Raw genomic sequence first — 16,503 nt, 5'->3', positions numbered from 1 at the left:
TTCTAGGCTCTCGTCGCTTCCAGGACGATGCGGTGTTCCACCAACGACATACTGTGAATCTTGGCATTGACGAGTTTTTGTTCCCCGAAGATATTGGCAACCCGCAACTTGTCCCCCTTGGGCTCCAGGACATCCACGGCTTCAAGCAACAATTCCTCCTTTCCATCTTTCAACAAGTAAGCATTTGCTTCGCACATTGCTCGGTTCTCCTGTTGTTTGATTTACATTGGCCTTTAATTAATATAAAACCCTTTAATCTTCAAGGTGCACCCATTCTCGCGCGACGGCGGGTACTTTGGCAAGGTCAAGTCTATTCTGGAAAGCGAGAGGTTCTCGATGGAATTTATTGATCTCAAACTGCAACAGGCTAGAATAAGAAATCCTATTGACCAACGTATCAAAGCGGTGCTGGCACATGGCCGCTACATCATGGGACCGGAAGTCAAGGAATTGGAAGAGGCTCTTGCATCCTATACAGGTTCGCGTCACGCTGTCGGCTGCGCCTCGGGAACGGATGCTCTGCTGCTGGCTTTACTGGCTCATGATGTGAAGCCGGGCGACGCCGTTTTCACGACTCCCTTTTCTTTTATTGCTACCGCCGAAGCGATAGCCCTGCTCGGTGCAACGCCAATCTTTGTTGATATCGATCCGGCTACTTTCAACCTGCACCCCGAGAATCTGCAGAGAGCCATTGAAGCACTCCTGGACCGTGATCCGACACGTCATCCGCTGCCCAGGCAGACGACCGGTTCCACTCTGCACCCCAAAGGCATCATTGCCGTAGATCTTTTCGGACTGCCTGCAGACTACCGGCAGATCAATGCAATTGCTCAGAGCAACGGCATGTTTGTCATCGAAGATGCAGCCCAGTCTTTCGGCGCGGGATACTTTGGCAAGAAAGCCGGCAGTCTTGCACAAATCGGCTGCACATCGTTCTTTCCGGCAAAACCTCTGGGCGGCTACGGCGACGCGGGCATGTGCTTCACCGATGACGCAGCGCTGGCCGACAAGATGCGTTGCCTGAGTCTCCACGGGCAGGGTGCGCACAAGTATGATCACATTCATATCGGTATCAACGGTCGGTTGGACACCTTGCAAGCAGCCATCCTCCTGGCCAAATTTGAGATTTTTCCCGAAGAAGTGGCGCTTCGCCGGCAGGTCGCAGACCAGTACCATAAACTTTTATTCTCGCAATCGTCCCCGGTTCTTCCACCCGCTGTCCCGGAAAATTATGATTCTGTTTGGGCTCAATACTCCGTTCTGACCAAGAAGCAAGAATATCGACGGAACCTGCTCGACAGGTTGCACGAAGCGGGCATACCAACAGCCATCTATTATCCCAAGCCGCTGCATCTGCAACCGGCCTTCAACCATCTGGGCTACAAGGCAGGTGATTTTTCTGTCAGCGAGGATTACGCGCGGCGCATATTCAGCATTCCCATGCACCCTTACCTGGAAAAGGAGCAGCAGGAAAGAATCGCCGGTATGTTGCTGGAATTGTCCTGAGGCGGCAGCAAAGAGCAGAAGATGATCACAGGAACTGGGCATGGCATCCGCACCATTTGCTGGCTTGGCCTTTTCACGGCGCTTTTTGCCGGCGCTTCCTGGGCATGGACGGGGAAAGTGATCGAACTGGAAGACGGTGACTCCGGAAGAGCGCTCAAGGGCTGGTCAACGGTAGAGTTCAGATTGTATGGCATAGATGCCCCGGAACATGAGCAGCCATTCAGCCGAAAAGCGAAATCGTTTGTTTCCAGGAGACTGCTGTGGAAGGAAATGGAGTTTCGGACGCTGGATCGCGATCAATATGGGCGCGAGGTGGGACTTGCTTACCGGGGCGGCCGGTGCATCAATGAACAATTGATAGAATCGGGCCTTGCCTGGGTTTACAGGCCGTACTGCAAAGAAAGCTTTTGCACCAAATGGATGATATTGGAAAACCAGGCCCGGGGAAAAAGAGCGGGCCTTTGGCGCCAGAGCGACCCCACCCCGCCGTGGGAGTTTCGCCGCAGCACCAAGACGAAGTATTCGCCGTCGATGGTGGACTTCCTCACGGGTCTTGTCAAGGGCAGGGGATACCATGGAAATGTCTCCTCCAAGGTGTTTCACAGCGAGCAGTGCAAGCACTACAACTGCAAAAACTGCACAGCCCGTTTTTCCAGCAGAGATGAAGCCCTCCGCGCGGGGTTCAAACCCTGCAGCATGTGTAGGCCATGACGAACGTTGTGAAAACTAAAGTTGCGTTGTCCGGCGCAGCGACCTCCCGGGTGGAATCCCCCAGGGACTGGCTGCTGCGCCTACAGCCGGTCATGTTGAAGGCGGCAATCCCCATCATGCTGCTGGTTTCCGCGCTGTTTCTGACCTATGAATTTTGGCGCCTGCTTTCTGACGCTGAAGTCAATCCCCTGAGCGACGTGCATAACGCTATCGACCTGAAGCTGCGCTATTGGGAGGTGCATCTGTGGTTTGCCGCCAAGAAATCATCGGCCGGCATTTGGCGGTCGGTCTATCAGCCGGCGAGTTTCGTCATGCTGTGGCCTTTCATGGGCTGGCTGTCACTGACTGCTGTCCGCTGGCTGTGGGCGGCAACCACTGTCGCCATGCTGGTTTGGCTGGTGCACATCACCGTCCGGGAGTCAGGGGCCGTGAACAAATTTCAACGTCGCTTCATGGCGCTGCTGCCGCTGTCCATGTACGCCACCGGCGCCACCATCGGCAACGGGCAGCTCATCGTGCACATCCTGCCCATGCTGCTGACCGGCCTTTTGATCCTGAGGAGGCAGCCTGCATCGATAAAATACGATCTGCCGGCGAGTCTGCTCATCCTTTTTTCCCTGGTCAAGGCATCCATCGGGGCTCCCTTCTTCTGGATGGTGATGTTCATGCCGGGCCGGCTGCGTCCGGCGATTTTTGTTGCCGCAGGATATCTTCTGCTCACCCTGATAGGGATCACTCCACTGGAGGCGCCGACGGAAGTCATGATGACATCGGTGGAGAGATCCTATGAGTTGGCTGCGCACAGCACGGAATGGGGAAGGGATCTGCGGGTGGCCGACCTGGCGGCCTGGATGCGTTTTGTTGGCCTAAAGAACGTGGTCTTTCCCGTTTCCGCCTTCTTCATGGGGTTGCTGGGCTTGTGGCTGTGGCGTCACAGGGCCGCAGACTTCTGGGTCCAGTGCGGGGTGACGGGGATCTGGACGCGTTTGCTCGCATATCATCGATGGTACGACGATTTGCTGCTTCTCCCGGCCATGATCGCCCTTTTCCGCCTGGCGCACATGGATGAGGACACTTCCTCTCGCAGGTTTTCGGGCATCCTATTTGCGTTGATGGTGCCGGCCATGCTTGCTCCGGGAACCCTATACGTCTTGCCTACTCCAATGAACCTCTATGTGGAAATCTTGAAATCCCTGCTGTGGATGACGGTGCTCGTGCACTTGATGATGCGCAGCGGAGCTGCCCTGGTCAGCGATCCCGCGACCGGCTGATACCCGCCGGACCCGTTATTCAGCAGCCGGAGGAATGGTATGCCGTTGTTGCCTCTCATGTTCACCCAGTGCAGACCGAGGCCGAAAATTTTGGCGGGGAATTGCCGGACGCAATCTTTGCCGCGGACCCGTAGGATGTCATTACAGGCAAGGCACATGAAGACTTTTGCAATCCGGAGGCGTTCTTCTCGGGGGACTCACCCCGTCGCAAACCTCGGGCTGCTGGAGAAAGATGTGGCCGAGCGGCTTGCCGGAGTCGAAGGAGGAGCACCGGTTTTCAGTCTTGAAACAGGGTTTGGTGGCGGCAAAACTCACGGCATCATTGCCGCTGTCCTGCATCAGAGCTATTCCATCCGGTTGACTTTTGCATTCGCTGCACTGCAGCGGATTGGCGGTGCGCCATGTTGATTACAGATCGGCGGCGTCCGGAAGCCTTGGCGCTACAAAGTCTTCCAACAGCCTTTCCCGGGCTTTGCGGCACAGGGGATAGACCCAGATGTCTTTTGGCTCCAGGCCGTGGCGCTTATGGGTTTTGTCCATGCGGCCGCGCCCCGTGGTCCGTCCCAGATAGATCCAGTTGGCGGCGCGGTAGCAGGTGCCCAAGTAGCGGGACGGATCTACCAGAGTTTCCATCAGAATCGGTCGGATGACATAGGCTGCTTGCCAGTCGTTCACTACGCGACGGGTCAGTCTGGCCAGGGATGCACTGGCCAAATGAGGAATTTTTACCCAGGGCAGAATCAGGAAGCGGCTGTTTTGGATGATTTGCTGCAGTCCCTTGGCACGTTGCGCGTCCGTCCAGCCGATCCATTCATCGCGCGGCGCCATCCTCCAGGCTGGACTCGATACCTGCAGACATCCCACCTGCTGCGGACGCGGCTTGGTTATCCACACGAAGTAGCGCAAATACGCTCCAAACGGAACCTTGTACCCCAAATAATGATGCTGCCCAACCCACTTGCGCCACTGCTTGTGCTCTTCGCTGGTGGTCACCAATTGCAGTTCCAACGGTCCCACCTCACTGAGCTTGCCCGTCACCGTCATAGGTGCCGGCGCAAGCTTTTTTTCGGTACTTTTGGGCTTACTGCGGCGCTTGCCGGCGTTGGCTTTGAGCTCCGGCAGCTGTAAAATCCCTTGTTCCTCGAGCTTCTCCAGGAATCCGCGACATTCGTGACCCTTGAGGGACCCGTTGGGGCGCCGCCAACCCAATAACTCGCACACGGTGTAGGCAAGTTCGGTACGGCTCAATCCTGCACAATCCCTGATGGTGCCTTCAATCAGTTCCAGATCGGATGAGCTCACCTCAATGCCGCAAAAGTTTAGACTGCCTCTTTTCGCCATGGTTTTCTACCCCCCGGTGGATGTTCTTATACCTCAAAACAAGCGCCGTGTTCCGCGAAAAAAGGTCGCATTATGGAACATTCATGTACAACGCCATTTGCTCTCGGCCACACCTGAGCATACCCACGGCTCGCAAGCGGTGTGGAGGCAGATGCGGCCCGTAAACAAGAAGGGTCCCGTTCCATGAGGAGAGCCTCTCTGCGAGACGATCAAAGGGCTTATCCGGGTACAGGTAGAGGCAATCCGCTCGATCCATACGGTGATCCAGGTAATCCCCGCAGACGAACGTGACTCGATGGCCCAGCCCCAGATCAAGTGAGGCCCTTCGAGCGATGCAACAAAGATCCGCATCGATTTCGATTCCCATGGACCGAGTGAACAGAGCGGCGACGCAACTGACGATTCCGTCTCCACTTCCGAGATCAAGAAACAGTTTGCAGGAGGAGAGATCAACGGATTTAAAAAAGAAATAAACATGCGACGCTCTAGAAGCCGCCCAGGCACCAAGCTGGGTCATGCGGTAGAGTTCGTGGCCGCCGCGTTGCAGTTCTGCATAAAAATCACGATAGTAACGGGCAATGGCTACCAGGCGCCTGCCGGTCGCAGCGGGAATATTAAGCACTGACAAAGGAATTGGGACCATAATAACCGGCTCGCACCGATACAACGGGGAACACCATGCTGCGTCGGCCAAGCAGCGTTCCGGGGTTGGTCACCGCGTTGCAGCCGATCTGAACCTCATCCCCTATGATGGCGCCAAATTTGCGCATGCCGCTGTCGATGATCTCCTCACCAATCTTCAGCTGGACCGTTCCCTCGGTGATCTTCAGATTGGCCAATTTCGTACCCGCCCCCAGGTTGCAGTTTCTTCCCAAAATGCTATCTCCGATGTAGGCAAAGTGCCCGGCTTTGGCACCATCCAGCATGACGCTGGTTTTCATTTCGGTGGTGTGTCCCACCACGCAGTGATCCCCCACCAAGCATTTGCCTCTCATGTAGGCCCCCTGACGAACTTCCGTGCAAGCTCCAATGATGGTGGGTCCTTTAATGAGTGCACCGGGTTCCACAACAGAACCCTCTCCCAAGAAAATCTGAGCATCCCACAGCACCGCTCCGGCAAAAAGCACTGCCGCTTGAGACGCTTCTTCCCCGCCAATGCGCACACGGAATTTCCCTCTGTTCACCTCTCCACCGAGAATCTCATATCCATCCCACCAGATCTTGTTTTTCCACAGAATCACCGTCTGCGGCAGAGGCCGCCCCCAACAGCCTATGGCTCCAACGTTGGGCTCCAAACATTCCGCTAGATAGGCGGGAATCTTGGCCAGGGCCTGCCAGACCTGATTGCAGCCTGCGAACAAGCCTCGATGCCGAAAAGCCGCCACATCGAAAAACGCCTCCGGGCGCAGAAAATCCATCGCCATGTCCTCTTCCTCTCAAAGCCTGACAGCAAGATAAATTCCATTCGGACGACCAGCTCCCAGATCCCTCGGTTCACCCGGCTTTATTTGTTCATTTGTTCATCAGGCGCTGATGCTCGATTTTGATACACTTGTCCATGACTACCTTGAGTCCTTCCTTACAGGCTTTTTCAGCCGACTCGTTGTGAGCCAGGCCCAACTGCATCCACACTGTGTCGGCGCGCACCTCGATCGCCTCATCCACAACCCCTGGAATGGCTTCCATATTTCTGAATATATCGACGACATCAATGTGCTCCGGTACGCTCTTGAGATCCGGGTAACAGGGCTCTCCCAGGACCTCTTGGTATTTAGGATTGACGGGAATCATCTTGAATCCATGTTGTTTCAAGTACTTGGCCACCTTGTGGCTGTCCCGCTCCGGTTTGTGGGAAACACCCACAACGGCAACCGTTTTTGTCTTTTCAAGTATCGCAACAACCTCTTCATCAGTAGCTCGTTTTTCAGGTATCTGGCATACTGTCATGGAAAATCTCCTTGTTAAGCGTCCAATTCAATCGAACAGCCCGCTTGGCGGTTCGCTCGCGTCAACCACGAGCAGCATCCGCGGATGGCTGTACCCATCCAACGAATATATCGACGGCCATCGAGAGATCACCCATGGCTCAATTCTACCCATGGGCAACCGGATCTCCACCGTGCTCATCCTTGGACATCTTGAGGCGGCACAGTTCGGTGCCGGCAGCATCCAGCAGGTCCTGTGTGCGCCTGGTCTGATCGCTTAGGGTTCCCATACCGATGTTGGTCTGGATCAAGATGGCGGTATTTTGATATTTGAAGGGGGACCTGCGGATGGCTTGAGTCAAGTAGGGTACGACTTCAGCGGCTTCCTCGGCGGGCACATCGGGCAATACCGCCAGGAACTGGTTGCTGCCGAATCTTCCAAGGTATCCTTCTTGTTCCGGAATAATTTCCTGGAGAACGCCGGCCGCATGCCTGAGCACCTCGTTCAGGAGTCCCGGATCGCCGTCGGTTGGATGGAAGAAGTCCATTTCAATCATCAGAATCGAGAGGGGGGTCTCAAAGCGTCGAGCTTTTCTTGCCTCTTTTTCCAGGATGGTGTGAATCTGGAAATAATTCATCAGTCCCGTCAACGGGTCGAGTACTGAAAATTCCTTCACTTTTTCATATGTCAGACAGTTGTCCATGCAGAGCGCAATTTTCACCCCCAACTGCTCCAGCAAGTCGGTGCTGTCAAACGGATGATAACGCTGCAAATCCTGGCTGCCAAAGAAGAGACTGCCGAACACCATTTCATGAATGCATAAAGGGACTGAAACTCCCGACATTATAGAAGAAACAATCGCTTCGGGGAGAACCGTGAGAAGCCCCCGGACCTCGCGGTCATTCAAGAATGAGGGCCTGCAAACATCGGCAGCGACGGCACAGCCATTATTCGAAGGCAGCGGCAACACCCAGGTATTCTCGGCAATGGGCTCATTCGTCCGACAAATCTCCGGGAAGAACTGTTCGATGATGTCCGTATGACTCAAAAAAAGCACCAGATAATCGGGTTCAAAACGGACCTTGATCTCCCTCAGCAGCTCTTCGACCAGGACATCCAACTGCCGGGTCCGAAAAAGAATCCGTTCAATCTCCGTAAAATGCCGCCAAATCTTTTCGTTATTGCTGGCCGTGGTGAGCAGGTGCTGCAATTGTTTTCGAAGCTCCTCATTTTCCAATCGAAGCCGTTCCAGTGCTGCCGTATCATTTTCAACCTGGTTGCTTCGGCCAGAATCCATCTGTTCCATCTTGCCGACCTCGGAGAATAAGATGATGTTCCTATAGTGGCCTGCTGACCACACCGACTTGCGCCCACTTCGTTGCCGGCCGCCCTTGGGCAGGGCCGCATGAGCGTTCCTGTTCCCTTTTTCAAGGCTCCGGAGGCAAGGAATGCTCCGTGTCATCGATGGGCCGTGGACTTTTCCGCACACAGGCCAAAGCCTCCTGCACCGCCTCCACAGGGGATTGGGCCGTGCGCAATCCTGGAATGGAAAAGCGTGGGGCGAGTGCGATCACCGTCCTTCCGATTTTGAGGGCCAGAGCGATTTCAGATAGAGTCCCATAGCTACCGCTCACGGCGATCAACACATCCGCTGTCTGGACTATAATGGCATTTCTCGCCTGCCCCATGTTGGTGGCTATGGGAAAGTCGATGTAAACATTGGCGTCCCGGGTGGAACTGCCAGGCAGAATCCCGACGGTAGCTCCTCCAACCTCCTTTGCACCCCGCGCGGCAGCGCTCATGACTCCGCCCAGACCGCCACAGATGAGAACCGCGTCGTGCCGGGCAACTTCACGGCCTACCTCGGCCGCCAATTCTTCCACCGATGGTTCGCAGGCACCGGCTCCAATAATTCCTACAATAGGGCGTCGCATCTATTCTTGCCACCCCCATTTACCAACCAGGTCCACAAAGCGCACTCCGCCCAGGTTGGTCTTTTGAATGCCCTCCGGCACACGCTTCACCAGAATCAGCTCCTGGGAAATCCGATCCCCCACTGGAACCACCAAACGCCCCCCCATGGCCAGCTGATCGACCAGCGGTTGGGGTACCCTGGGGGCCCCCGCAGTCACCATGATGGCATCAAAGGGGGCTTCGTCCGGCCAACCAATGGTCCCATCAGCCACCCGCACAATAACATTTTTGTATCCCAGTTTTTGCAATACCTGATTGGCTCGATAGGCAAGATTGGGGTAGCGCTCAATGGAAAATACCCGCTCGGCCAACTCGCCCAGAATGGCCGCTTGATAACCCGATCCGGTCCCTATTTCGAGTACCTTTTCGTCGCCTTTCAATTGCAGGGTCTCGGTCATTAAAGCTACGATATAAGGTTGAGAGATCGTCTGTTTATCGCCAATGGGCATGGGGTGATCACTGTAAGCCTGCTCTTGCAAAGCTTCGTCGACGAACATATGGCGCGGTACCTTGCGCATTGCCTCGAGCACTCGCGGGTCTTTAATCCCCCGGCTGATCAGCTGCGTCTCAACCATACGATCGCGCGCTTTTTGAAAGTTGATCATGGACCACTCTGATTTTCTGAAATTGTTGAGAAGTCTAAATATGCAGCGCAGCAATTGCTTACCGTCTCAGTTATCTGTTAGCCATAAAACTAAAGATGAAATGGATAACATTGTCAACGGTTTTTACTGGGTGCCAGGCGGCGCTCCCGCGCCATTCCTTTTGCATTGATCTGTCCAATCTTCAAAACAGCCTCAGTATTGCAGCAGCGGAAGGAATTGGAGCCGCACTTCGATTTGCTTGTGGAGATCAATGGCAACTTTTGGAATCCATTGTTATTATTTGGAAGAGTCAGAGAGCCTGGACCAAGAGGAGAGTCAAGATGTCCGAAAAGGAATATGGCTTGGTGGACATTATCCGCGACCCCGGCGTCTGGATCTATGAGACCTTTGAGTTATCCGAGGGCGGGCATTATTACCTCTACCGCTATGACGCAGGGGAAAGTGCTTTCAGTAGAGCGACGGTTCCCGCAGGCGCGGCGGCCATTCATTTTTATCCGCTCAAAGGCGAGGACAAAGTACCCATTGGCGGCTGGCGTCCTTTGGAAAGAATCTGGCTGCCGGCAGGACGTCCCAGGTTGGTAGCCGTTCGCAAGTCGGCCTCAGAGTAGGTTTGCCCAGTGATCATATGCGCTGCACAATGGATCGGCTGCCTCATCGCGTTCGTCTAATGACAGCTCCCTCAGTCGTTCTCTGAAATACAGGCCAAAGGGATACTTGCGCCCGCTCCAGGCGAGCCAGGGAGGAAACTGCTCCACATCGCACTGGATTGATAACAGAGGAAATACCTGGGTGCCGACATAGATGAAGGCCAGGCCATCTTTCCAGGCCGAGTCATAAGGTCGAAAAAACGGATAGTTGCGCTCTTGCAGCAGCTGCTCAAGGGACCAGGGATGATGAAGATCGTTGAGGGGCCGCAGGGCGAACAAACGAGTTTGGCGGTGCTCATTGAGGATGTGCTGCAACGCGTCGTCACGCTTTGATTCGCTCGGGTCAAACACGCCTATTCCGCGAAACGGAAGCCCCTGCGTCGCCAGTCTTTTAAGCATCAGCTGCAAGCTTGGAGCGTGACCGTGAGAGGTATCTTCCCAAAACAGCACAAGGGGATCTGCACCCTGTTGTTCCAGGTAGCTGACAAGGGAAGGCAAATACTCGATGTCATCCACCCGACGAGAGGAAATGAAGAACTTGTCGATCCAGGGCAGTACAAGATAAGGTAGTTTCTGCTTTGTCATCAGTTCTTGCCCTTCGGCCAGCATGGCAGTAAGTCGGACGAGACCTTTTTGCCAAATTCTCTTGCGCATTGCGCACCAATCCATCAGCCGGCCCAGGTGAATTCGCTGATGGGGGCTGACCGCACCACACCAGCCAAGCATTTTGTCTTGCCGAAGCTTTGCTTCATCAGGGCTTTTGAGCAACACCCTGGAGGATTCCAAATCCCTCTCATATGAGTCTTGCTGCGCCTCATCAAGGGCTGCTCGGAGCCGACTTTCCCACATTGCGTGCAGCACTTTTGGCCTGACCAGTCGTTCTTCCCACAGATCAAAAAGTTGAATCGCTGTGCTGTCACTCGAATATCGTCCTCCACTGGCCGATTCCATCCGCCTTTGGACTCCTCTCTTAAACTGCAGCCACAGATCCTCTGAGGGAAACTGGCGCGACAATTTTTCAAACGCCCAGCCGCCGGCGGCCGCCAGGCTGGCGTTATGCAAGCTCAACACAACCCGGCGCGTCTTCTGACTCACTGCGGTGGCAAGCCCCTTGACGGCGGCCAGCTCTTTGGCCTGCAGCCGAATCAAAAGATCCAGGCAACGCAGCGAATGGCTTCCCAAGCCTCCATAATAGATTCCCTCAGCGAGCGGCGGCAAGGGAGGTCGCTCGCCTCTTTTATGCAGCGTCCCTGCTCGAGCCGTACTGGAGGCATCGACTTGAGAAAAACCGGAGGGCAACAACAGGGCACGTCCAATCCTGCGCCATCGCCCGGTTGAACCGCAGTCACTGGCCCCCTGCCTGCTTTGCAAGAGCGGTTTCAAATCCGTCCAGGTGATCTCGCCAATCGCTGGCGATACGGATCCGGCAGGCATGTTCCGGCGCAATATCCGCCACCTTCTCTTGAAGTTTTTCTGTTGCGATGCGCGGCGCGGCATGACCGTTCGAGGCTTGATCCAGGGAAGAAAGGGGCCGGGGGCAAGCGGCCTTTGCAGAAGCACGGCAAAAGATGATTTGGACAAATGGCTCAAGACCCGTTCCGTTGCAGTTTGCAAAGGACCCGCCCTGGGAATCTCGCCCAGAAAACCCACGAGGTCAAAAACAAGCTCCAGGATGGCAACGGGCAGACGCTCCACACAAGCGACTGCTGTAAGAATCCCGGGCAGCAGCCACCGATAATGGGCAAATTCGTCGACATCGGGCGGGTGAAGCAGTGCAATGATTGCCTCTTCGCGCATTTTTTCCTGCGGATGGTTGCAAAGCTCCAACAATTGTCGCAGTTCTTGCCCGGCAGGCAAAATCTGCCGTTCTATTTTTCTCCTTATTTTTTTCACGATGTGGCCCGGGGTAGGCTCACGATGCGTTTCCATGTCCATTGCTATGGCATTCCTAACAGATCCGCGTTCTCTTTTCCTTTGCAATCAAAGTCTAGCACATTCACTGACTTTGGGGGAATCTGGTGTGGCTTTGCGGACAACGGGACTGACTTGACCATAGTCAAGGAAATTCTCAGCATGTCGAGTTATGGAATAGAAAAGCTATTGACAGCTTATAAAGTTTGGATTACCTAATATTCGACTTCAGTTGGGTGGGAGGAAACTCATGTTCAAGAACTGGAAACGCAATCAAGCGTGCCCTTGCAGGTGCCCGAAGGCCTCCGAAAGCTGCGCGCAGCCCCTTTCCAACGCAAAGGCGGGAAAGCGATTTAAAGTATGCGCTATTTCCGGAGGACGCAACCTGTGTGGGCGAATGGCTTCCATGGGTATCTATCCCGGAGTAGAAATGGAAGTGGTTTGTGGAGGATGCGGGTGTCCCTGCGTTGTCCGAGTGAACGGAGGAACATTCAGCCTTGGATCTGGGGTGAGTCAAAAGATTATGGTAACTTCCGCAGTATGACGAATTTACAGGGCAAGTGCAAGGTTTGCTGTAACGGGGCGGCTGTTCTTTCAGCCGCTCTTTTTTGAAAGAAAAGTTAGGCGCGCCTAATTTTGGGCCGAGAAAGGATGTCCTATGCCGACAGTGTTGCTGCGCCAGATGGCCGTCGGACAGGAAGGCGTCATCACCAAGGTGACGGCGGAAGGCGAGTTGGGGCGGCGCATTCGCGATATGGGACTGGTCCCCGGAACTCCTTTGAGAATTCAAGGTCGGGCTCCACTCAAGGATCCAGTAGCCATTAAGCTGCGCAATTTCACTCTGAGTTTACGCAACAACGAAGCGGATTATATCACTGTGGAGGTCGATGAGGGCAAATGACAGCTTCAGCCGAATATTTGATCGCCCTGGCAGGGAATCCGAACTGCGGCAAGACCACCCTATTCAATGCCATTACAGGGGCCCGTCAGCACGTTGGCAACTATCCCGGAATAACTGTGGAAAAAAAAGAAGGGGTTCACCTGTTCAACGGCCTCAAGTTGAGGCTGGTGGACTTACCCGGCACCTATTCTTTGACTGCCTATTCGATGGAAGAGCTGGTGGCGCGCGACTTCCTCGCCCTGGAACGTCCCCAGCTGGTCATCAACATCGTCGACGCATCCAATCTGGAGAGAAATCTTTACCTTACGATCCAGATCCTGGAGTTGGGGATTCCTGTCGTTCTGGCCTTGAACATGGTAGACGCCGCCGCCAGCCGGGGCATTGAAATTGATGCCGAAGAACTCTCCCGGCGTCTGCAGATACCGGTCATTCCAACGGTTGCCAGGAGCGGCACAGGCAAGCTGGAGTTGCTTGAGAAAACAGCCGAGGTGGCCGCTGAGAACCGATCGTGGAAACCTCTGCACATCTCCTACGGGGCCGATATTGATCCGGTACTGGATCAAATGGAAACAGACATCGCAGGTTCAGACTTTTTGCTGGACTTCTACCCCGCCCGCTGGATTGCCCTCAAGTACCTGGAAGCCGATGAACAGGTCATCAACAAAGGAGCGGAGGTGAACCCGGAGCTGTCCAGTCGGCTTGAGGCTTTAGCCGATCACGTTGCGGAGCATTTGCAGAAAACTCTGGAGACCTATCCGGAAGCAATCATTGCTGACCATCGCTACGGGTTTATCTCTGCCGTTCTCAAGGCGGGCGTGGTGCACAACAGTCAAAGGAGCGATCGCCTGTACCTTTCCGACCAGCTGGACCAGGTTCTCACCAACCGTTTCTTTGGCCCGCTCATCATGCTTGTCATCCTGTACGCCGTGTACAAAGCCACTTTCGATTACAGCGCCCTGCCGGTTGAGTGGCTGAACGCTGGATTCACGACCCTGAGCGCCTGGATGCAGACCATTATTCCACCGGGCCTGCTCCAATCGTTGATCGTTTCCGGCATTATCGACGGAGTTGGCGGCGTATTGAGCTTTATTCCGCTGATACTCTTCATGTTTTTCGCCATCGCCTTCCTGGAAGACACAGGCTACCTGGCGCGCGTTGCCTACATGCTGGACCGGGTGTTCAGGACTTTCGGTTTGCATGGCAGTTCGGTCATGGCGTATATCGTTTCGGGCGGCATAGCCGGCGGATGTGCCGTGCCGGGAGTGATGGCCACGCGCACCCTGCGCAGCCCCCGAGAAAGGCTGGCGACACTGCTCACAGCGCCGTTCATGAATTGCGGTGCCAAGTTGCCGGTCTTTGCCATGCTCATTGCGGCATTCTTTCCTGCCCGCCATGCGCAAATGATGTTTTTGCTGACAATTTTCTCCTGGATTGCGGCTCTCTCCATGGCAAGGATCATTCGCTGGACCATTCTGCGCGGCCCCAGCACGCCGTTTCTCCTGGAACTGCCCCCTTATCGAATGCCGACCCTTAAAGGGCTGCTGATCCACACCTGGGAGCGCACCTGGCAATATATCCGCAAAGCCGGCACCATCATTCTGGCTCTGTCGATCCTGTTCTGGGCTCTCATGACCTTCCCGCTGCTTCCGGATGCGCGCAAGAGTCAGTTTGAAGCCGATCGACAGCAAATCTTGTCGCAGCTTCCCGAAGACACACGCACTTCCCTCATGCAGCCTGGAATAGCCCAAGATGGCCTGACACGGGAAATCGCCAAAGCAAGCCAACGAATCAGAGCAATTGACAGGGCCGAATCTGAAGCGACGCTGCAACATTCTTACGCCGGCAGAATCGGAATGGCGCTCGAAACCTTGACCCAATGGTCCGGTTTCGAATGGCGCACCAACGTCGCTCTGCTGGCAGGCTTTGCCGCCAAAGAACTGATCATTTCAACCCTTGGGACGGCTTATTCATTGGGTGGGGCGGACCTTGACGCCGGCATGTCTTTGAGCCGGCGCCTGGCAAGTGATCCGCAATGGAACCGTTTACGAGCATTTTCTCTCATCGTGTTTATTATGTTATATGCTCCCTGCCTGGCTACCGTGACCTGCATAGCCAAGGAATCAGGCGCCGTCAAATGGGCCTTGTTTTCTCTGGCATTCAACACAACCGCGGCCTACTTGATTTCGGCAGCGATCTATCAAGGTGGTCTGTGGATGGGAATCGGAGGATGAGCGGTACATGTTTGAGACAGCCATTGTTTTAGTTATCGTGGCAACGGTTCTGATCTATGTGATACGGCACTATGCCCGAGTTTTGCGTGGGGAATCCGCCATGTGCGGTGACTGTTCACAGTGTTGCTCCGCTTCCCGCCGTGACGCCGGCGAATGCAGTCAAGACCTCATGCGATTCGCCGACCCTGCGGGATGGAGTGAGTATGCCGTCGGGGAAAGTGCACTGCGTTGCTCCGAGCTGAACGCGAAAACTCGGGATGTAGCGGAAAAGTCCTCTTCGAGGACCAGACGATCGCGCAAACCCTCTGCTTTGAGTCAAACGGAGCTAACATGAAGCAAACGATCACGCTGCCGGGAAGTCCTGCGCGCATCTCCCGGCTGGTTGCGGGCGAGAATCTTCTTGGGGAATTGCCCGGGGCGCTGGAAGCTCATGCCGGAAAGCGCACGCCCTATTGGATTTGGGACAAACGGGTGTGGGAAATATGGAACGAGAAACTCGGCCCCCTCGGCTGGCCGGGTACAAACACTGGGCGTGTGCTCTTGTTCGGGGCACTGGAACAACGCAAGCGTTTGAGCTCGGTCGAGCAGTTGGCACAGCAACTGGTCGAGGCCGGCGCTGACCGGCGGAGCGTGCTGGTTGCCGTTGGGGGAGGAGTCACGGGCGACGTGGTGGGGTTTTTAGCTTCCATCTACATGCGGGGCATCCCCCATTACCAGATTCCGACCACTCTGCTGGCTCAAGTTGACAGCAGCATCGGGGGAAAAACCGGGGTCGATCTGCCGGAAGGAAAAAATTTACTCGGTACCTTTCACCAGCCCGACTTGATCTGGATGAGCCCCGAGTTTCTCGAAACCCTGGCAGAGGAAGATTTTCGTCAAGGCATGGCGGAAGTGATTAAGACGGCGTTGATCGGCGACGAAGTTCTCTGGAAATACCTGGAGACGCACGCCGAGCAAATCAAGGGACGCGACCGGGAGGCTCTGCTGCGGATTGTCAGTGCCTGTTGCGTCATAAAAGCCAAGGTCGTGGAAGCCGACGAAAAGGAATCAGGATACCGCAGGGTCTTGAACCTGGGGCATACGGTCGGTCATGCTGTGGAGCGACTGAGCGACTACCGGATTCCCCATGGGGATGCCGTCGCCATGGGGCTGGTGGTCGCCACGAAATTATCCGTTGAGATGGCATGCATCGATCAGGGTGTGCTTTCCAAACTGGAACAACTTTGTGTCGTCTATGGACTCCCCACCCGGATTCCAAGCCACTTCGGCCCCGCAGCTCTGCTCGAGGCCCTGAAAACAGACAAGAAATGGGAGGCAGGCACACTCCACTTCATCCTTCCGGTAAGAATCGGAGAGGTGATGGATTATGACAGGCTCGATTTGCGAGCGTTGAACCGCGTGATGCAGTCTCTGAGATAGTTCATCTTCCCCGTAACGCCTGGTTCCGCCAGCCCCCGGCCGCACACGGCCGGCCCAGGA

General features: G+C 55.1%; 18 protein-coding genes. 9 read left to right on the top strand and 9 right to left on the bottom strand.

The genetic code is table 11. From position 1 onward, the window contains the following. Nucleotides 1-2: 2 nt before the first annotated feature. A complete protein-coding gene (locus K1V27_RS05025) occupies nucleotides 3-197 on the bottom strand; it encodes a CooT family nickel-binding protein (protein ID WP_258928465.1) in 195 nt (64 codons plus the stop codon). Between the two features lie 139 nt (nucleotides 198-336). On the opposite strand from K1V27_RS05025, the gene K1V27_RS05020 reads away from it, so the two are divergent. The 4 genes from K1V27_RS05020 (at nucleotide 337) to K1V27_RS05005 (ending at nucleotide 3,896) form a co-directional block, all read left to right on the top strand. Further along, complete coding sequence (locus tag K1V27_RS05020) at nucleotides 337-1,506, top strand: DegT/DnrJ/EryC1/StrS family aminotransferase (protein ID WP_258928464.1); 1,170 nt, start codon at nucleotides 337-339, stop codon at nucleotides 1,504-1,506. A 21-nt stretch (nucleotides 1,507-1,527) separates the two neighbouring features. Next, entirely contained in the window at nucleotides 1,528-2,217 is a 690-nt protein-coding gene (locus K1V27_RS05015; protein WP_258928463.1) for a thermonuclease family protein, read from the top strand. 8 nt (nucleotides 2,218-2,225) lie between these two features. Beyond that, the gene (locus tag K1V27_RS05010; RefSeq protein ID WP_258928462.1) at nucleotides 2,226-3,488 is read left to right on the top strand and encodes a hypothetical protein; all 1,263 of its coding nucleotides are present in this window, start codon (nucleotides 2,226-2,228) and stop codon (nucleotides 3,486-3,488) included. A gap of 156 nt (nucleotides 3,489-3,644) precedes the next feature. Further along, nucleotides 3,645-3,896 (top strand): hypothetical protein, encoded by a 252-nt coding sequence (locus K1V27_RS05005; RefSeq protein ID WP_258928461.1) that lies wholly within the window; start codon nucleotides 3,645-3,647, stop codon nucleotides 3,894-3,896. Here K1V27_RS05005 and K1V27_RS05000 read toward each other — a convergent pair whose 3' ends face one another. The 7 genes from K1V27_RS05000 to K1V27_RS04970 all read right to left on the bottom strand — a co-directional run bounded on the left by K1V27_RS05000 (nucleotide 3,897) and on the right by K1V27_RS04970 (nucleotide 9,331). Then, nucleotides 3,897-4,829 carry a DUF4338 domain-containing protein gene (locus K1V27_RS05000; RefSeq protein WP_258928460.1) on the bottom strand — a complete coding sequence of 311 codons (933 nt, stop codon included), beginning with the start codon at nucleotides 4,827-4,829 and terminating at the stop codon, nucleotides 3,897-3,899. 70 nt (nucleotides 4,830-4,899) lie between these two features. Then, nucleotides 4,900-5,472 (bottom strand): hypothetical protein, encoded by a 573-nt coding sequence (locus K1V27_RS04995; protein ID WP_258928459.1) that lies wholly within the window; start codon nucleotides 5,470-5,472, stop codon nucleotides 4,900-4,902. Beyond that, nucleotides 5,444-6,253 carry an LbetaH domain-containing protein gene (locus tag K1V27_RS04990; protein ID WP_258928458.1) on the bottom strand — a complete coding sequence of 270 codons (810 nt, stop codon included), beginning with the start codon at nucleotides 6,251-6,253 and terminating at the stop codon, nucleotides 5,444-5,446. The genes K1V27_RS04995 and K1V27_RS04990 overlap by 29 nt, the downstream gene beginning before the upstream one ends. A gap of 88 nt (nucleotides 6,254-6,341) precedes the next feature. Continuing rightward, on the bottom strand, nucleotides 6,342-6,776 hold the full coding sequence (locus K1V27_RS04985) for a CoA-binding protein (RefSeq protein ID WP_258928457.1): 435 nt from the start codon (nucleotides 6,774-6,776) through the stop codon (nucleotides 6,342-6,344). Between the two features lie 145 nt (nucleotides 6,777-6,921). Further along, nucleotides 6,922-8,052: a sensor domain-containing diguanylate cyclase gene (locus K1V27_RS04980; RefSeq protein ID WP_258928456.1), complete on the bottom strand. Its 1,131-nt coding sequence runs from the start codon at nucleotides 8,050-8,052 to the stop codon at nucleotides 6,922-6,924. A gap of 130 nt (nucleotides 8,053-8,182) precedes the next feature. Further along, the gene (locus K1V27_RS04975) at nucleotides 8,183-8,689 is read right to left on the bottom strand and encodes a TIGR00725 family protein (protein WP_258928455.1); all 507 of its coding nucleotides are present in this window, start codon (nucleotides 8,687-8,689) and stop codon (nucleotides 8,183-8,185) included. Then, nucleotides 8,690-9,331 carry a protein-L-isoaspartate(D-aspartate) O-methyltransferase gene (locus K1V27_RS04970; RefSeq protein ID WP_353740530.1) on the bottom strand — a complete coding sequence of 214 codons (642 nt, stop codon included), beginning with the start codon at nucleotides 9,329-9,331 and terminating at the stop codon, nucleotides 8,690-8,692. 323 nt (nucleotides 9,332-9,654) lie between these two features. On the opposite strand from K1V27_RS04970, the gene K1V27_RS04965 reads away from it, so the two are divergent. Beyond that, nucleotides 9,655-9,942: a hypothetical protein gene (locus K1V27_RS04965; protein WP_258928453.1), complete on the top strand. Its 288-nt coding sequence runs from the start codon at nucleotides 9,655-9,657 to the stop codon at nucleotides 9,940-9,942. Here K1V27_RS04965 and K1V27_RS04960 read toward each other — a convergent pair. Then, nucleotides 9,934-11,916, bottom strand: a complete 1,983-nt coding sequence (locus tag K1V27_RS04960) for a hypothetical protein (protein ID WP_258928452.1) — start codon at nucleotides 11,914-11,916, stop codon at nucleotides 9,934-9,936. The two genes, K1V27_RS04965 and K1V27_RS04960, sit on opposite strands and share 9 nt — an antisense overlap. A 226-nt stretch (nucleotides 11,917-12,142) precedes the next feature. Here K1V27_RS04960 and K1V27_RS22735 point away from each other — a divergent pair, with 226 nt between their 5' ends. The 4 genes from K1V27_RS22735 to aroB all read left to right on the top strand — a co-directional run bounded on the left by K1V27_RS22735 (nucleotide 12,143) and on the right by aroB (nucleotide 16,443). Then, nucleotides 12,143-12,436 carry a FeoA family protein gene (locus tag K1V27_RS22735; protein WP_353740517.1) on the top strand — a complete coding sequence of 98 codons (294 nt, stop codon included), beginning with the start codon at nucleotides 12,143-12,145 and terminating at the stop codon, nucleotides 12,434-12,436. A 114-nt stretch (nucleotides 12,437-12,550) separates the two neighbouring features. Next, nucleotides 12,551-12,793: a FeoA family protein gene (locus tag K1V27_RS04955; RefSeq protein ID WP_258928451.1), complete on the top strand. Its 243-nt coding sequence runs from the start codon at nucleotides 12,551-12,553 to the stop codon at nucleotides 12,791-12,793. Beyond that, complete coding sequence (feoB, locus tag K1V27_RS04950; protein WP_258928450.1) at nucleotides 12,790-15,024, top strand: ferrous iron transport protein B; 2,235 nt, start codon at nucleotides 12,790-12,792, stop codon at nucleotides 15,022-15,024. The genes K1V27_RS04955 and feoB overlap by 4 nt, the downstream gene beginning before the upstream one ends. 330 nt (nucleotides 15,025-15,354) lie before the next feature. Next, a complete protein-coding gene (gene aroB, locus K1V27_RS04945; RefSeq protein ID WP_258928449.1) occupies nucleotides 15,355-16,443 on the top strand; it encodes a 3-dehydroquinate synthase in 1,089 nt (362 codons plus the stop codon). The last annotated feature ends 60 nt before the right edge of the window (nucleotides 16,444-16,503 follow it).

The sequence above is a fragment of the Desulfoferrobacter suflitae genome, from assembly GCF_022603395.1.
Taxonomy (GTDB): domain Bacteria; phylum Desulfobacterota; class Syntrophobacteria; order Syntrophobacterales; family Syntrophobacteraceae; genus Desulfoferrobacter; species Desulfoferrobacter suflitae.
This window is presented reverse-complemented; position numbering and strand designations above follow the sequence as displayed.

Bases quoted from the DNA above. Each gene is read 5' to 3' on its own strand.
- feoB (WP_258928450.1), top strand. From the start codon at position 12,790: ATGACAGCTTCAGCCGAATATTTGATCGCCCTGGCAGGGAATCCGAAC.
- K1V27_RS04985 (WP_258928457.1), bottom strand. From the start codon at position 6,776: ATGACAGTATGCCAGATACCTGAAAAACGAGCTACTGATGAAGAGGTT.
- K1V27_RS05005 (WP_258928461.1), top strand. From the start codon at position 3,645: ATGAAGACTTTTGCAATCCGGAGGCGTTCTTCTCGGGGGACTCACCCC.
- K1V27_RS04975 (WP_258928455.1), bottom strand. From the start codon at position 8,689: ATGCGACGCCCTATTGTAGGAATTATTGGAGCCGGTGCCTGCGAACCA.
- K1V27_RS04955 (WP_258928451.1), top strand. From the start codon at position 12,551: ATGCCGACAGTGTTGCTGCGCCAGATGGCCGTCGGACAGGAAGGCGTC.
- K1V27_RS22735 (WP_353740517.1), top strand. From the start codon at position 12,143: ATGTTCAAGAACTGGAAACGCAATCAAGCGTGCCCTTGCAGGTGCCCG.
- K1V27_RS05000 (WP_258928460.1), bottom strand. From the start codon at position 4,829: ATGGCGAAAAGAGGCAGTCTAAACTTTTGCGGCATTGAGGTGAGCTCA.
- K1V27_RS05015 (WP_258928463.1), top strand. From the start codon at position 1,528: ATGATCACAGGAACTGGGCATGGCATCCGCACCATTTGCTGGCTTGGC.
- aroB (WP_258928449.1), top strand. From the start codon at position 15,355: ATGAAGCAAACGATCACGCTGCCGGGAAGTCCTGCGCGCATCTCCCGG.
- K1V27_RS05020 (WP_258928464.1), top strand. From the start codon at position 337: ATGGAATTTATTGATCTCAAACTGCAACAGGCTAGAATAAGAAATCCT.
- K1V27_RS04990 (WP_258928458.1), bottom strand. From the start codon at position 6,253: ATGGCGATGGATTTTCTGCGCCCGGAGGCGTTTTTCGATGTGGCGGCT.
- K1V27_RS04960 (WP_258928452.1), bottom strand. From the start codon at position 11,916: ATGGACATGGAAACGCATCGTGAGCCTACCCCGGGCCACATCGTGAAA.
- K1V27_RS04995 (WP_258928459.1), bottom strand. From the start codon at position 5,472: ATGGTCCCAATTCCTTTGTCAGTGCTTAATATTCCCGCTGCGACCGGC.
- K1V27_RS04965 (WP_258928453.1), top strand. From the start codon at position 9,655: ATGTCCGAAAAGGAATATGGCTTGGTGGACATTATCCGCGACCCCGGC.
- K1V27_RS05025 (WP_258928465.1), bottom strand. From the start codon at position 197: ATGTGCGAAGCAAATGCTTACTTGTTGAAAGATGGAAAGGAGGAATTG.
- K1V27_RS04980 (WP_258928456.1), bottom strand. From the start codon at position 8,052: ATGGATTCTGGCCGAAGCAACCAGGTTGAAAATGATACGGCAGCACTG.